This is a genomic window from Heyndrickxia ginsengihumi, from assembly GCF_011008565.1.
GTDB lineage: Bacteria > Bacillota > Bacilli > Bacillales > Bacillaceae_C > Weizmannia > Weizmannia ginsengihumi.
This window is the reverse complement of record NZ_JAAIWK010000015.1, coordinates 42,648-58,781: the sequence shown is the minus strand read 5'-3', so window position 1 is coordinate 58,781 and position 16,134 is coordinate 42,648. Positions and strand designations below refer to the sequence as shown.

The following is a 16,134-nucleotide window of genomic DNA, read 5'->3' as shown; positions in this document are numbered from 1 at the left end:
ACTATAGATGGGGGTGAGTGAAAGTGAGTAAAAAAGGAAATCGTAGTCGCGGGAAAATCGCTTCAAATGTAAATCCACAAGGTTTTGGACAAGACTCTGAATATGCAGCAGACCCAAAAACGGCTTTAGAAAACCGTGCGAAAAAAGCAAATACAAAAGGGTAACATAACAGCAAACGATATATGTAATATAGTTTCAGTTCTCCGGCAAAAGAAGTTCAGAATGTTCTCATTCTGAGCCTCTTTTCATTATTGATGATTTTCCACTCCGAGTCTGGCGCATACATATTAAATCCATCCGAAGAACTGTTGTCAATAGCTAATCCTGAAGCAAAAATCTTCCTTCCGCCTAGTCATCTCCCTACACCAGATAATAAAACTGCCCACATTTTTATGTATGCATGAATGACTTGCTGTGTGGAGCTCAAGACGACGAAATGGCTTCCGAACCGTGCGCGGATAGCGAGGCTTTGAGTGGAAATCATTCTAATGAAAAAACTGTAAACAAACTGTCCCTTTTGGAGTTCGTTTACAGCCAAGCACAATCTTAGAAGTATGAATGATTTATACAGTTGGACTGGCATTCCAGTTTGTAGCTAATAAATGCCGTTTAACCGTTTTTAATTCAAGATCATTTACGATTTCAATAAAAGTTTCGGGAATTTCAGTAAAAGCTGCGTGCTCTAAAGTAAATTGAAGCGGAACATCACATTTAATTTCAGCAAGCTCTCGAGACAGATGTAACATTTCCAAATCCATTTCTATTTTTTTCCTTTGCGCATTTGTAAGTGCATCTAAATTGTCTAAAATTCCTTGTATGTCCTTAAATTGCTGAATTAATTTCAAGGCAGTTTTTTCACCGATTCCTTTTACACCCGGATAGCCATCACTCATATCTCCCATCAACGCTTTGACATCGATATATTGGTGAGGTGTCACATTATATTCTTGAAAAAAGGCTTCATGCGTATAACTTTTATAATTTCCATAACCTTTTTGTAAAAGATGAACTTGAATATGTTGATCAAGTAATTGTAATAAATCGCGGTCCCCTGTTAAAATTGACACATCTGCATCTGATTTCATGCTCATCGCAACCGTCCCGATACAATCATCGGCTTCAAAGCCAATTTCGCCGATATTTGGAATTTGAAAAGCTTCCACAACTTCCTTTGCTAAATCAAATTGCGGAATTAGTTCAATCGGCGGTGCCTCACGATTCGACTTGTAAGCATCGAATAACTCATTGCGAAACGTTTTACTCCCCATATCCCAACAAACAGCGATATGTGAAGCTTGTTTTTGTTCTATTGCGATTAATAAATGACGTAAAAAGCCTTGAACACCATTTGTTGGCATCCCTTTTGAGTTCACCATATATTGTCCAGTAACAGCAGTTGAATAAAAGGCACGAAATAACAGAGCCATTCCATCTATTAAAAGCAAATGTGGTTTTTCCCTCATATTATACACCTCTAACTTTTCTTTCTATCAATCTATTGTACCATGAAATATGATTGTTCCCTGAACGAACCTTATTTCCAATTCTTTACTAAACTCTATGACCATAATGTTTATAGCATGTATTTTATAAGACATCGAGGCTGGGGCAAAAGTATATTAACTAAAGATAACCCGAATAGTGCCCTCTACCTCCTCTCCGGAAATATCCTTCGCTTTCCGCGGGCGGCTAGTGAGCCTGTCCTCCCGCAGGAGTCTACGTATATTTCCGGAGCTGATTTATGCAATGTTCGTCTTTAGCTAACCACTTTGGAGTTTTGCCCCAGCCTCATTGTCTTTGGTTCTTTCTAAAAAGATTGTTGTGATTAAATAGATTATTATAAATCAGAAAGGAATAGTCATTTTTGCAAAGAGGTTTGATTTCCGCGGCGGATGCCACTGCTGTGAAGCAAGAAGCATCTAGCCCACTTCCACTAAGCCTCACACATTCCTCAACAATCAACTTTATGAACAGGTCAATGAAAAAACACCTCATTTACAAAAACGGTTTTCATTTTAGCTTAGTAATCCCTTTTGAAATAATCGATCTAATGCTAAACAGATTGCCATTTTAACATGGGCATACGTTAGTCCACCTTGAACATACGCTGTATATGGCGGTCTAATTGGACCATCAGCTGACAACTCGATACTCGCTCCTTGAATAAATGTACCTGCTGCCATGATGACATCATCATCATAACCAGGCATATAGCTCGGATACGGTGTCACATATGAATTAATTGGGGAAGCAAATTGAATCGCCTGACAAAATTCAATCATTTTATCTGGATCATCAAATTGAACAGATTGAATTAAATCTGTTCTTGCCGCATTCCATTTTGGATGAGTGTTCATGCCGAAATGCTCAAGAATTGCCGATGTAAATACCGCCCCTTTTAGTGCTTGTCCAACTACATGTGGAGCAAGGAAAAATCCCTGATACATCTCTTGCAAGCTATAAAGTGATGCACCTGCTTCTCGCCCAATCCCAGGAGAAGTCATTCTATAGGCACATGCTTCTACCCACTCTTTTTTACCTACAATATATCCTCCCGTTTTCGCAATCCCCCCACCTGGATTTTTAATAAGCGAACCTGCCATTAAATCGGCTCCAATGTGGCATGGTTCCTGTTCCTCAACGAACTCTCCATAACAGTTATCTACGAAAACAACAACATCTTGTTTAATTTCTTTTACAAAATGAATCATTTCCTCGATTTCTTTCACTGTAAAAGATGGGCGTGTCGCATAGCCTTTCGATCTTTGAATGCCGATCATTTTTGTATTTGGTTTTATCGCTTCTTTTACTGCTAAGAAATCAACTGCGCCTGTTTTCGTGAGCGGCACACTATTATAATCTATATTGAACTCTTTTAAAGAGCCGCTTCCATTTCCGCGAGTACCAACAATTTCTTCTAACGTATCATATGGTTTCCCTGTTATGTATAAAAGTTCATCACCAGGACGAAGTACCCCAAACAAAGCGATGGTGATGGCATGTGTTCCTGAAATAATTTGCGGGCGAACTAGACCGGCTTCTCCGCCAAATACGTCAGCATAAATCTCTTCTAACGTATCTCTGCCAATGTCATCATAGCCATAACCTGTTGATGGATTGAAATGTGTATCACTCACCCGATGTTTTTGAAAGCTTTGTAACACACGAAATTGATTCATCTCAATGCGGCGGTCAATCTCCTTATGGATAGGAAAAATTTGTTGTTCTACTTTGTCTACAATTGGTTGAAGCTTTTCTCCATGCTGTAAAAACTGAAACATATAGTACACCTTTCTATCTTTCATATTGTTTTAGCAAACCTAGTACTGGATGATTTGGCAACACATAGCCTTTACATCGATAAGCTTGCTCGTCTTCTTGAAAAACAAGTTCCCTCAAGATTGTATCATTTTTTAATGTAGATAACAGCTTACCACCTGTTTGTGGAATCAAGGCATCGTAAGGAATCATTGTGTGTAATACTTGCTTTTCAATTTCTATTTTTAATTGTAAACGATCTTCTTCCTTTAATGCACTCATTAATATGCAATTTGTCACAGTAGGAATAAAGTTCGGATGCTGTTCATCGATTTTATTATAAACAGTGAACTGTGGAAGATGATCCATTTGTAGTTCTTCTAATAAATGCTGTACCGTTTTTTGATGCTGATCATAATCGGGATTTGATGCATCCACAACATGAAGGAGTAAATCTGCTTCTTTAACTTCTTCAAGCGTTGAACGAAATGCGGCAATGAGAGTTGTTGGCAAATCTTGAATAAACCCAACTGTATCAGTTAGTAACGCTGAATAACCACTTGGCAGCACAAATTTTCTTGTCATTGGATCAAGTGTGGCAAACAATTGATTCTCTTCATATGAATCAGCAGAAGAAAGACGATTAAATAATGTTGATTTTCCTGCATTCGTATATCCGACAAGCGCAATTTGAAATGCTTGATTTCTTTTCCGGCGTTCACGATAACGTTCCCGATGATGAACGATCGTATTAAGCTGCGTTTTAATTTCAGAAATTCTACGGCGAATATGACGGCGATCAGATTCTAATTTCGTTTCACCTGGACCTCTAGTTCCAATACCTCCTCCCAATCGTGATAAATCAGCCCCTTGTCCACCTAAACGGGGCAAAAGATACTGTAATTGAGCAAGTTCTACTTGTAACTTTCCTTCTTTTGATCGTGCTCTTTGCGCAAAAATATCTAATATTAATTGTGTTCTATCTATTACTCTGCTTGAAAAATGTTTTGCTAAATTACGAAGCTGGCTTGGTGAAAGTTCATCATTAAAAATGATTAAATCTACTTCTAACTCTTCCTCAAGCGCCTTAATTTCCTCAACTTTCCCTTTTCCAATATATGTCGAAGCATCCACTCTTTCTCTATTCTGTGTCACTTGCATGACAACTGTTCCTTGAGCGGTCTCAGTTAATGATTTCAGTTCATCCATTGAATATAAAAACCGCTCCTGATGATCATTCAGCTGACATCCAACAATAATCACTTTCTCCTTTAACATCTCTTCATTCATGATATCACCTATCTTCGTTTCTTTAATCGCTTATTTGTATCTTACCAAAAAAAGTCAGCCTTTCAAAAAAATAATGAGACTGGGACAAAAGTTCATTAACTAAAGAAAACCCGAATATTGCACTCCAACCCCGCTCTGGCAATAACCTTCGCTTTCCGCGGGCGGCTGGTGAGCCTCCTCGTGTTCATGCACTGCGGAGCCTCACCGATGCCTATCCTCCCGCAGGAGTCTACGTCTATTTCCAGAGCTGATTTGTGCAATGTTCGTCTTTAGCTAACTACTTTTGAGTTTTATCCCAGCCTCATTCTAACCCACTAATCAGTAAAAATTAAATCGTTACTGCGTAATGTCATTAAATCATGACGATCATAGTGGTTGGCCATCAGCAATCTCATCGCTTGTGTCCGCACTGATTTTTCAATAATATTCCGTACATATCTTCCATTTGAAAAACTAATTGGATTTAACGTTGTTTTCACATAAGAAAGATGATCTCTTAATTTCCGCTCTGCATCATGACTTAAAATATATTCTTTTTCTTGCAACATCCGCCTTCCAATCTCCATTAATTCATCAACAGAGTAATCTGGAAAATTGAAAACGATCGGAAAGCGCGAATGCAATCCCGGGTTTAAGCTTAAAAAATAATCCATTTCGTCAGAATAGCCAGCTAATATTAATATAAATTCATGCTGTTTATCTTCCATATGTTTGACAAGTGTATCAATAGCCTCTTTCCCAAAATCTTTTTCTCCCCCTCGGCCGAGAGAATACGCCTCATCAATAAAAAGAATACCGCCGATCGCCTTTTTGATTAAATCACGAGTTTTTTGAGCTGTGTGACCGATATATTCCCCGACTAAATCGGCCCGCTCCGCTTCAATTAAATGTCCTTTTGATAAAACATTCATTTTATGAAACAACTTTCCAATTAATCTTGCAACCGTTGTTTTTCCCGTACCTGGATTCCCTTTAAACATCATATGCAATGCTTGTTTCCCTGTTTTTAATCCCGCTGATTCCCGCTTTTTATTGATATAAATCCACGCGTATACCTCTTTTACCATTTTCTTAATGTCTTCCATACCAACAAGCGAATTTAGTTCATTTTCTATTTCCATTAAAATCTCATGCTCCGCTGAAATTGGCTTTGGAACTACTTCAATCTCTTTATTGGAACGTATGGTTTCTCTTTTCTGTGAATTTAATACAATATTAATTTGCCCATTATTTTTCATTCTGATCGGTTGATCCAAAGCAGTCACCTCACAATCTAAAAACAATATACGCTTGAAAGGACCAGAGAGTGACAAATGCCTAGTTGAAAATAAATTATTGCCATCTGATCATGTAATGTCGAATCCCTTTAAGGACATGTCTAATTTTGTATAACGTTCGATTAGATGGTCATTTTCTCATATATATGCAGGGAAAATGTCATTTTTTGCGCTTTCCCGAGAAATAATCATCTACCCTATTTTATTCTGAAGCATGCACAAACATGACAACATAAATAGTGCTGATCACTACTGATGTTTTTTTATAAATAAGGCTTTGTGCGTTAAATCGATCGTTTACAAGGAGATATTGTGATCTTTCATTGTATTCTTTGTCTGCATTCTGATGAACTGAGTCATGAATAAACTCATTTCAAATAAAAATAAAAACAGGACAAATCCAATTCCAATTTTCACGAAATATTGCTTCATTACAATAATAAAAGGAGTATCGAATGATATCTGAGCAGTGAAAGTAAAAAACATACCAAATGTAAAGTTACGGACCCATTGTGAAGGCTGATAGCAAGCTATTCCATTCCTCCAACCATACCGGCCAATTCGCTGGATTGCTCTTAGGATTTCAGCACTCTCTACTAGTAAAAATAAGAAACATGTTAATATCCAAATAAAATAAACAAACATACTTGAAAACGAGCGGCTCATCAACATGGCAAGTCCTGTAATCGACACTGCCCCATGTATTATGCAGTTTGTATTTTGCCACTCTTTATCTAAAGAAAAAAGATTTATTTTTATTACCCTCATTATGATAATCGTGACATTGTATAAGTATAAAATCATTCCTGCTGTAATGAGTACTTCTGACAAAACTTTCGGGAAATCCGTTGAAAAAATAACGTTTCCTGCAATAACAAGTGATTGTGTTGATACACATGTCAACAATAGAATGCCATGCGCATTCCTCATTAAATCTACTTTTTTGAAAAACAGTAAATAATTTCTAATTGCAAGCATGATGTAAATGATCCAGAGAAAACATGCAATTATATAAAGGAAATATGTAAACATGACTAAGCGAGCAAGCTCTGTTTTAATCGTAATGATTGTAATTGAAGTCCCTGCAACCAAAGTACCGATAGCAAAACTATGGACAGGATCCTTTAAGTGAAAATGGTAAAAATTCCTTGTAACTAAATCTCCTATATATACGATTATTAAAAAGAATAATATTGAAAGTAAGCATGCGGTTAAAAGCCAACCGATCAAGTCATTTGCAATCCCGAGCCTATGAATGACACCACAAATTAGAATACCAAGTGCCATCACAACAGCCCCATAAGTTGCTGGTATAACTGGTTTATTTTTCTTTGTATAAATGAAATATAATATAAGAAAAAAACACACACTTAAAATCCAAAATACCATTAATCTAAGCAACCTTTCTCCACAATTATCCTTTTAATGCTAACGCTATATTTTCATTATAGTAACGACGCTATCATTTTTTTCAGTATAAAGTTTTTTACTTCATGCATGAAGTATATGAGCATCTGATTAAACAATAAAAGAACCCATTTCACAAATAAAAATGAGTTCTTTTATATAAAAATTTATGTTTACTTATAGTTAAACAATAGCGTGATATGATCAAAAATGACACAATTGTTTATTCTTCAACATTAATTTGAATGTTTTTTTGTGGAGTAAACGTTGAAATTGCATGCTTAAAGACAAGTTGTTGCTTTCCATCTGTTTCAAATAAAACTGTAAAATTATCAAATGCTTTCACTTGTCCGCGAAGTTGAAATCCATTCATTAAAAAGACCGTTACTACGGTACCTTCTTTACGTAATTGATTTAAAAATTGATCTTGGATATTGATTGCCTTATTCATTTTGTATCCTCCTCTTCTTTCTCTCTAACATTAAATATTCGATTTTAATTTGAGCTTTCCTGCTATAAAATCGGAAATCTCCTGAAATTTTTTTGTTTTTTCACTTTCATTTGTCATATCAAACCATTGTACATCCATTTTATTTCTAAACCATGTTAGTTGACGCTTTGCAAAGCGCCGTGTATTTTGTTTTAACTGCTCAACTGCATCTTCCAATGTTACCCGACCATCGAGATATGCATATAGCTCCTTATAGCCAATTGCTTGAATGGATTGAACATCGTGAATATTTCGCTCATATAATTTTTTCACTTCTTCAAGTAACCCTTGTTCCATCATCTGATCCACACGTTTGTTTATTCTTTCATATAACTTGTCTCTATCCATTGTTAATCCAATTAAAGCAATATCATATAGTGCTTCTCTTTTTTGCGTCTTTTGATATTCCGCAACTGTTTTCCCTGAAAAATGATAGATTTCAAGAGCTCTAATAACCCGTCTAACATTGTTGGGGTGAATCGATTTTGCACTTTCTGGATCATTTTGTTTTAAGAGCTGAAATAAGCTTTCTGCTCCTTCTTCTTTTGCTTTTTTTTCAAGATGGGTACGATACTCCTCATCACCTGAAATATCTGAGAATTGATAATCGTAAATAATGGATTGAATATAAAGTCCAGTACCGCCGACAATCATCGGCATCTTATTGCGGTTATGTATGTCGCTTATTTTATTGCGAACAAGCTGTTGGAACTCTGCAACTGAAAAAGATTCGTCAGGCTCTTTAATATCAATCAAATGGTGTGGAATATGCCCCATTTCCTCTTCAGAAATTTTAGCTGTCCCAATATCCATTCCTTTATAAACTTGCATCGAATCCCCACTAATAATCTCCGCATCAAATCGCTTTGCTAATGCAATGCTTAACTCTGTCTTTCCTACGGCTGTAGGTCCAATTAGTACAATTAATTTTTCTTTTTCCATTGCTTTCCTACCTTTTTATTTATAGGATCTATTACATGTTGTTTATTTCAATAAATATTGAAAGTGAACTCTGAGGTTTTTCCCTAATAAAAACTGAAATATTAAACAAACAAATCCTATTAAAAGAAATCCTTAATCATATCGTACCAAAAAGATTGTACAAATTGAACTTTTATCCATTATTTCCTATTTATTATTTTTTATTCACATTGACTTTTATCATTAAAATTTCATAAAAAGCTTAGTGAATTCTCATAATTGAATTAAACATTTTGGACAAACTAACTAGCGTAACCAAAATTTTGAAATGGAGGCAAGTGTTTATGAAAAAAATACTTTTCAGCTTAATGGTGATGATCACCTGCGCATTTATTTCTGTTGCATCTGTAGAGGCAAGTCCGGAACCAGAAATAAAAGGGCAGCCGCATCATCGTCTGATCATTAAACAAAGTGAATTAGATGCTCTATTGAAAAAGGGCTATTCCAAGCATGATATTTTTCACGCTCTTTTTATCTCTGAGCATAGTAAGCAAAAAACAACATTAGAAAATATTTTGCAATACCATAAACAACATCCATCTTGGAAAGAAACAGCAAAACATTTCGGAGTTGATATTGAAAAGATTAAGAAAGAGCATCGTGAGGCTAGAAATCGTTTTTACGCAACACACAAGGATAAAATTATAAACTATTTAGCGACTTACAATCATACTTCTAAACAGACAATCCAGAAATACGTATCCAAAAATGAAGATCTCCATTTCTTGATCTTTGCTTCAGCCATCGCTAAAGTAAGCAATAAAAATTTAGATCAAATTATGCGACTTCATCAAGAGGGTAAAAGCCCACATGAAATTGTAAAACAATTAAAGATTGATAGAGGAAAATTATTTAAAGAAATAAGAACGATCCACGATGGCATACAAGAACAAAAATAAAACGATTGCAACATTCAAAGCTATGATGAACATGAGACGGTTTTCATAACCGTCTTTTATTATGCAATGCAAACGCAAATGTAAACAATAAATTTCATTACTTAGATACATGATTTTTATTAAATATCTTCCGACTCACCTACTCGATATATAATTCTTTCTCTTTTAATGTATATTGGAATGAACCCAAAAATAAAATAACCAGTGTACTTGAATCGTTTCCTTCCATACACATCGAAATCTCCGTCTTCCCACACTCTTTTTTTTATAATCATTCAGTTCCTCCTTTTGATCTTTGTCTTGATTTATGCGTGTTGCGGTTATTTTATTCATCTTTATTTTGCAAAGATGCTGATGACATCACTTCTTTATATAGCTTCTTTCCTTCAAAAATAAGACTGGTATTTCCATATATATGTTGAAAAGGTTCATTCAACCTTCGTTAAAAATGTAAACCCTTTCTATTTATTTCTATTAATAGCTCGTTCACTTTATTATAATCAGGATAGTCCGGTAGTTCCGATTTCTGCATTGCTATTTTTAAATGATGGTCATACATTGTAATCATTTCGAGCGCTTCTTTAAACGAATAGTTTCCTTTTCGACACTCAAGGAGGAGTCTTCGATTTGAACGAAAAGTAGAAAAATCTCCTGTTTCTAATATTTCAATCGCACTTGTGATCAGTCTAATGCTATGCATAAAACATTTTGTATCGTATCCAAAACGATCAATTAAATCTTCTCTTCCCTGTGTTTTATTCTTTAATTTTTGAATTTGAGAATTTGCATATCCACGATATTTTTTTTCAATTTGCTTCGATAAAAATAAATGACGTTGATCTATAAGCGCCCTTCCTAACGGTGTGACCTTTAAATAATCTTGACGACGTACAAAGAGAATTTCAATATTGTTAGGAACTCCTTTAAGCGCATCCTTCACAAACTTGTTAATATGGATAATACTTATATCCACATCATCTTTTGTATTGCGAAAATTCTTTCCACCGCTTGTACTATATTCATTAAAGGACCCTAACCCTAAGTAAAATTCAATAGGAGGGATACAAATTCCTTTATAATCTTTATCCGATTCGTCCGTATTTGTTCCGTAGGCATAGCTACCTACTGGCGACAAAATGATCGTACGGTTTTCCAGCCATTCCCATTTTGATTGCTTTAAAGTTAACTCTGCCATTATTAAACTCCTTTAAGTTCATTTCCAAATAAAATTGAATAAACATATTTACAAAAAGCTTATCTCTATACATTAAATTACACATAAAATATGCCATTTTTTCACTAAAATACATCTTTAAAGTTCACAAAAAAGAGTAGTTGCCCCCCGAAATTTTGGGAATATGCATGTTCGTAATATCAGTAAACCTTCTCCCACAAATACGCTTTCTTGTCTGCGTTACAAAGCAATTGATCCTCTATGTCGGAGTCACTAACAAGGTTTTCCTCATTCATTTTCTTTAATGGACTTGCATATATTTAAGATAAAGTTGCTCATTCAGTATGAGATTTTGTGATTCGGAGGTCATTATGTTTTTTATATTTGAAAAAGCAGTATTCGGCATGGCTATATTAAGACTATTGTCTGGAACAATTGAGGTAACTGCCGCAATTCTTATGTTAAAATTTAATTCAATCGATAAAGCAATCATCATAAACAGCTCTCTCTCACTAATCGGTCCTCTCGTATTAATTTTAACAACGACAATTGGTCTTGTAGGAATTGTGGACAAAGTTTCTTTCACAAAAATTGTTTGGATTTTCCTTGGAGTTGGACTTATTTTTTATGGTGTTCGCTCATAAACAAAAGGCACAATCATCTTATTGTGAGTAGCTGTTCCTCACGATCCGTGTTGTCAATTAACGCGAACACAATTAATCGTGGGGAACTTAATGAGGGGAATATGTTTTTTTTATAAAATATTCCATGCTTCAGCAATTAGTTGAATTCCTTTTTCAATCTCAGACTCTGATAAACCGCCAAACCCTAATATTACTTTTGGCAACAATTCTTTTTCCACATCTGTATAATAAATGGATAGTGGATATATTTTCACCCCGACGTAGATGGCACTTTCAATTAACTCTTTTTCGGACATCCTGTTATTTACTTCTAAAACAATATGAAGCCCCGCATGTTCACCAATAATCTTTACATGACTCTTCATATATTTATTAATAGATAAAAGCAATACATGATGTTTCTTGCGATAAAGCGTCCTCATTCGATTCAAATGTCTTTCCCAATGTCCTTCTTTCATAAATTGAAAAAGCGTATCTTGATGGAGCCGGGAAACCGTCTGCTTATAAATCATGAAGCGCTCTTGATACTTGTTTAGTAAAGCAGGAGGTAAAACCATATAGCTAATACGCAGCGAAGGAATTAAAGATTTTGAAAAGCTTCCTAAATAGATGACATGTTCCCTTGCGTCTAGTCCTTGTAAAGAAGGAATCGGCTTGCCTTTGTAGCGATACTCGCCATCATAGTCATCCTCTACGATATATGCGTCTCTCTCTTCTGCCCATTTTAATAATTCAATTCTTCTTGAAATGGGCATTACCATTCCATATGGAAATTGATGTGACGGTGTAACATATGCGACATGTGCATCCGTATTGCTTAACAGGTGTACATCTATTCCATTGTAATCGAGAGGAATGAATGCTGTATTCACTCCTTGATCTTGCAATACTGTTCTAATCCGATGAAATCCTGGATTCTCTATTGCAAAAGTAAAATTTCTACCAATTATTAAACATAATAAACCAATTAATAATTGCGTACCTGCACCAATCACAATTTGATCTGGAGAGCATATCACTCCCCTCGATGCGAAAAGATATTTTGCTATTTCTTGGCGCAAATATGGTTCTCCTTGAGGATCACCATTGTAAAATAAATTTCCTTGCTCTCTATATAAAGACTGAACAGTTAGCTGCCTCCATAATGTAAATGGGAAATGAGCTGTATCTACCTTCCCCGAATTAAAATCAATCGTTGTTTGTTCATGTACTTTGATTACTTCCATTTTCGGCTCATTCATCTGATAAGGGGATAGATCTTCCTCCATCAATGTAACAAATAATCCTTGACGAGGTTTTCTTTCTATAAATCCTTCTGCACATAATTGATCATATGCTGCCTGAACGGTATTTAAACTAATTCCTAAATGCTGAGATAATTTTCGTTTTGAAGGTAATTTTTCTTTTGATTTTATTCTTCCCGCTAAAATTTCTTTTTTAATATAATTATACAGCTGTATGTATAAAGGCTGTTTTGCTTTTTTACTTAAATTTGGTAAGAGCTCATCCATTTAACATCAACCTTTTCTTATGCCTGATTCATTTATCCCATCTGTACTTTCGATTATACCAGTTTATCAGTCAATAGTTGAAAAGGAATGAAAAGTGGCAAAATAAGCATTTATTTCGTTTCAGCACATGTTGATATTAGATCCGACATCACCTTTATCCAGCATTCTACCTTCTAGTAATAAACGTTACGTTTAAGTTAAATCCAGCGTTTTCTATAATAGTTTATTCGTGTAATTTTTTGAAATCTAAATAAATAGCTTAACCGATATTTATTTTTCACATACAATATACTAACCTCACAAAAAGGAGGTGCGATATATGGGTGCAGAAACAGGCGGATATGGATTAGGTTTTGCTTTAATCGTTGTGTTATTTATCCTTTTAATTATCGTAGGTGCCTCATTCGTCGGTGGTTTGTACTAATAACCACAATATTTAGAAGGACAGAGTGTTCATCATTCTGTCCTTCACATTAATCGATGGATCTTCAATGCTTTTTCCCACTTCTTAAGTTATCCAACTCAAAAACTCTTTCCCCAACAGCTTGCTGTTGGGGGCTATTTGTCTCAACATACAATTCATTATTTCTTTACAGTTAAAATCAGTACATTCCCTTAAAGTTCACCTGTTTTAAACACGTATCATTCATGTCTGCCTATAATAGCTTCTTGTACTAACTTGTACAGGTAACATACAGTGTTTCAGGAGTATCGTTATTTAGAAGTATTGTTTCTAGCTTTGCTGACGATTACTTTTACTTAGGTTTGAAGATAAATGATCGGCCTAATTTCCCAATTTATCACTAACTCATTTTACTATTACGAAGTTCCGTTCAATTCCAACTTCACAACATGAAGTCATTCGCATAACAAATAAAAAAAGTAACATAATATGATTATCTAATAAGAGAAAATAAAGAAAGTCGAGGCTTAATATTTTGATACTTCCCTACTTAATAACTTTTCTTTTCTGGTTAATCATTATTTTCTCGAAAAAACATCTATCACTGTTGGAAATGTATACAACTTCATTTTTTTCATTATATTTCGAAAGCATTTGCAACATTTTCTTAGATTTAAAATATGATTATTTTGGTTATTTTCGTAAAGGTGCTGACTGGAGTATTCTCCCAATTCTTTTCTTCATGTATCCAGCAGTGAATATACTATTTTTGAACTTTTTCCCATTTCAATACTCTATATTAAAAAAAATACTATATATAGGCATTTGTTCGATGATATCCATTATGTTTGAATGGCTGTTTTTACATACTTCATTTTTTTACTATAATGGCTGGAAGCTATTATATTCAGCACTTCTCTATCCTGTGATTTTCATCATACTACTATCAAATTTGTCACTTATAAGAATGCTTTATAAAAAATCAATTCAGCAGCATGTCCACAAATAATCATAAAGATATCATTAAAAAATATTTCTAGTACATCGAGGTTTTCATATGCATATCATCTATGGTTTAGCTTGGTTATTAGCGGCATGGAAATGGGGTGATTGGAGAAATTCATCTCAGTATTATCCAACTTTTCTCTTTCTATCGTTTTGGGATTTATGCTATCAATTCTTACTATTTAACCATCCGATGTGGATCTTTAACACTTCATTTGATAAACGGCTATTGCCCAATCATACGTTTATTGTATTGTTTCGAATGTTTACCATATATTTATCTACCGTTCTAATTTTCCTTCATCACTTTCCTAATAAAGGATTGATTAAGAAAATCCTTTATATTCTATTCTTTGTCCTAATTTATTTTGGCATGGAGCTTATCAATCATTACGGTTGGAAGGGTATTAGTTACCATCATGGCTGGAATATATATTGGTCAGCGTTACTTGATACTGCTTTGTTTATTGCATTAAGAATTCATTTTAAACACTCTCCTTTCATCGCCTGGCTTTTTGGAGTAGTGTTCAGTATTACTTTATGGTTTATTTTCCAAATTTCTATCAGTGAATTAAAATAATACATTCTCCTCTACAGCTTTACTAACAGAAAAGTTTCCATACAGACGATTCTTACTTTCGCCGCCATACACTGAACAAAATTAACAATGGATGAACGATATTCGGTTTGAGCTTATGTTCAAAAAAGCAAGCCCCCTGAATATTAGATCGATGGGGGCTTCACTTTGAGATACCTCAATATTATTACTGTACAGATGCAAAATCCTCGGCGGCAAGGCAAAGATAATAAGATAAACCTGTTTGTTGTGATTCAAGCATATTCCTATGGAAATCATCATTTAAAAAGAAACGAGTTTGCATTGCAAAATCAGCTGCCTTTGTTTGATGTCCGTGATCATTTAAAAAATGAATATGCTTGTCTATCAGTTTGTTTATTCTCCCATCATTGTGCTTTATACCATTTTTCAATGCATCGGCCATCTTTTCTATAAAGCATTTTGCTTCTAAAGCTGATTCATTCATTTCTTGAACATCAATCTCATTTTTTTCAAGTAAATCATATTGATAATGTTCCTTTAAATATTCATTTTGCTCTTGTAATGCATCAGTCCATTCTTCTGAAGTATTGAATCCTTTAAACATTTCTTTTTGATCCATATGTTCTCCTTTCGCGGTGTACCAAATTGATTGATCAATTGTGTCAATTAAACGCTCCATTTTTTTTATACGAGATTGAAGCAACTTTTTTTGACTGTTCAAAATTGACAATCGATCATGTTCACCATTTAATATTTGTTTAATTTCTTTGAGGGGGAAATCTAATTCGCGGTAGAATAAAATTTGTTGCAATCGTTCTAATTCTTTAGTTCCATAAAAGCGGTAGCCAGCCTCATTCACTTTACACGGTAACAAAAGTCCAATTTTGTGATAATGATGTAAAGCTTTAACCGTTACCTTAGTAATTTTTGAAACCTCTTTTACCGTATATAGCATCTTTATCCACCTCACCACTGATTCTAACGTCTCCCCTAAGGGAAGAGTCAACCATTTTAGGATTATTTTTTTATGTAAAGTTTTTTATATATAAGCAGCATTGTAGCACATTCTTTTGCAGCAAAAAAAGGATGCCAATCAAAAAAAGCATTGGCATCCTTTTTTCACTTAATATAATTGTTTGTACTCTTTACACATTAGAATTGGAAAGTGACTAAAGGATCGGAATGGTACATAGATGACTTAATACCTATTTTGCTGTAAACAGACATATTTGTCTT

The 16,134-nt window shown here is 34.6% G+C and carries 15 protein-coding genes; 5 read left to right on the top strand and 10 right to left on the bottom strand.

The genetic code is table 11. The features are described from left to right. Positions 1-23 precede the first annotated feature (23 nt). Positions 24-164: a small, acid-soluble spore protein L gene (gene sspL, locus G4D61_RS10355; RefSeq protein WP_025728242.1), complete on the top strand. Its 141-nt coding sequence runs from the start codon at positions 24-26 to the stop codon at positions 162-164. A gap of 399 nt (positions 165-563) precedes the next feature. Here the strand turns inward: sspL and G4D61_RS10350 are convergent, their stop codons facing one another. From G4D61_RS10350 to miaA, 7 genes are all read right to left on the bottom strand, one after another. Next, positions 564-1,463 carry a 5'-3' exonuclease gene (locus G4D61_RS10350; protein WP_025728241.1) on the bottom strand — a complete coding sequence of 300 codons (900 nt, stop codon included), beginning with the start codon at positions 1,461-1,463 and terminating at the stop codon, positions 564-566. A 552-nt stretch (positions 1,464-2,015) separates the two neighbouring features. Continuing rightward, a complete protein-coding gene (locus G4D61_RS10345; RefSeq protein ID WP_025728240.1) occupies positions 2,016-3,281 on the bottom strand; it encodes a methionine gamma-lyase family protein in 1,266 nt (421 codons plus the stop codon). A 13-nt stretch (positions 3,282-3,294) separates the two neighbouring features. Continuing rightward, on the bottom strand, positions 3,295-4,548 hold the full coding sequence (gene hflX, locus G4D61_RS10340) for a GTPase HflX (protein WP_035353776.1): 1,254 nt from the start codon (positions 4,546-4,548) through the stop codon (positions 3,295-3,297). 314 nt (positions 4,549-4,862) lie between these two features. Continuing rightward, positions 4,863-5,804 carry a stage V sporulation protein K gene (gene spoVK, locus G4D61_RS10335; protein WP_025728237.1) on the bottom strand — a complete coding sequence of 314 codons (942 nt, stop codon included), beginning with the start codon at positions 5,802-5,804 and terminating at the stop codon, positions 4,863-4,865. Between the two features lie 318 nt (positions 5,805-6,122). Then, a complete protein-coding gene (locus G4D61_RS10330; RefSeq protein ID WP_025728235.1) occupies positions 6,123-7,214 on the bottom strand; it encodes an SLAC1 family transporter in 1,092 nt (363 codons plus the stop codon). Between the two features lie 241 nt (positions 7,215-7,455). After that, positions 7,456-7,683 (bottom strand): RNA chaperone Hfq, encoded by a 228-nt coding sequence (gene hfq / locus G4D61_RS10325; protein ID WP_025728233.1) that lies wholly within the window; start codon positions 7,681-7,683, stop codon positions 7,456-7,458. Between the two features lie 30 nt (positions 7,684-7,713). Further along, entirely contained in the window at positions 7,714-8,664 is a 951-nt protein-coding gene (gene miaA / locus G4D61_RS10320) for a tRNA (adenosine(37)-N6)-dimethylallyltransferase MiaA (protein WP_025728231.1), read from the bottom strand. Positions 8,665-8,987: 323 nt separating this feature from the next. On the opposite strand from miaA, the gene G4D61_RS10315 reads away from it, so the two are divergent. Continuing rightward, positions 8,988-9,602 (top strand): hypothetical protein, encoded by a 615-nt coding sequence (locus tag G4D61_RS10315; RefSeq protein WP_025728229.1) that lies wholly within the window; start codon positions 8,988-8,990, stop codon positions 9,600-9,602. Between the two features lie 442 nt (positions 9,603-10,044). Here the strand turns inward: G4D61_RS10315 and G4D61_RS10310 are convergent, their stop codons facing one another. After that, positions 10,045-10,797 (bottom strand): nucleotidyltransferase domain-containing protein, encoded by a 753-nt coding sequence (locus tag G4D61_RS10310; protein ID WP_025728227.1) that lies wholly within the window; start codon positions 10,795-10,797, stop codon positions 10,045-10,047. 350 nt (positions 10,798-11,147) lie between these two features. Between G4D61_RS10310 and G4D61_RS10305 the strand changes: the two genes are divergently transcribed. Next, complete coding sequence (locus tag G4D61_RS10305) at positions 11,148-11,420, top strand: YqhV family protein (protein WP_025728225.1); 273 nt, start codon at positions 11,148-11,150, stop codon at positions 11,418-11,420. A 110-nt stretch (positions 11,421-11,530) separates the two neighbouring features. Here the strand turns inward: G4D61_RS10305 and pdxR are convergent, their stop codons facing one another. Continuing rightward, on the bottom strand, positions 11,531-12,931 hold the full coding sequence (gene pdxR / locus G4D61_RS10300; protein WP_035353786.1) for a MocR-like pyridoxine biosynthesis transcription factor PdxR: 1,401 nt from the start codon (positions 12,929-12,931) through the stop codon (positions 11,531-11,533). A gap of 319 nt (positions 12,932-13,250) precedes the next feature. On the opposite strand from pdxR, the gene G4D61_RS10295 reads away from it, so the two are divergent. Next, a complete protein-coding gene (locus tag G4D61_RS10295) occupies positions 13,251-13,355 on the top strand; it encodes a YjcZ family sporulation protein (protein WP_081749999.1) in 105 nt (34 codons plus the stop codon). Between the two features lie 1,036 nt (positions 13,356-14,391). Beyond that, complete coding sequence (locus G4D61_RS10290) at positions 14,392-14,919, top strand: CBO0543 family protein (protein ID WP_025728221.1); 528 nt, start codon at positions 14,392-14,394, stop codon at positions 14,917-14,919. Positions 14,920-15,103: 184 nt separating this feature from the next. On the opposite strand, the gene G4D61_RS10285 is transcribed toward G4D61_RS10290, so the two are convergent. After that, the gene (locus tag G4D61_RS10285) at positions 15,104-15,853 is read right to left on the bottom strand and encodes a MerR family transcriptional regulator (RefSeq protein WP_025728219.1); all 750 of its coding nucleotides are present in this window, start codon (positions 15,851-15,853) and stop codon (positions 15,104-15,106) included. Between the last annotated feature and the right edge of the window lie 281 nt (positions 15,854-16,134).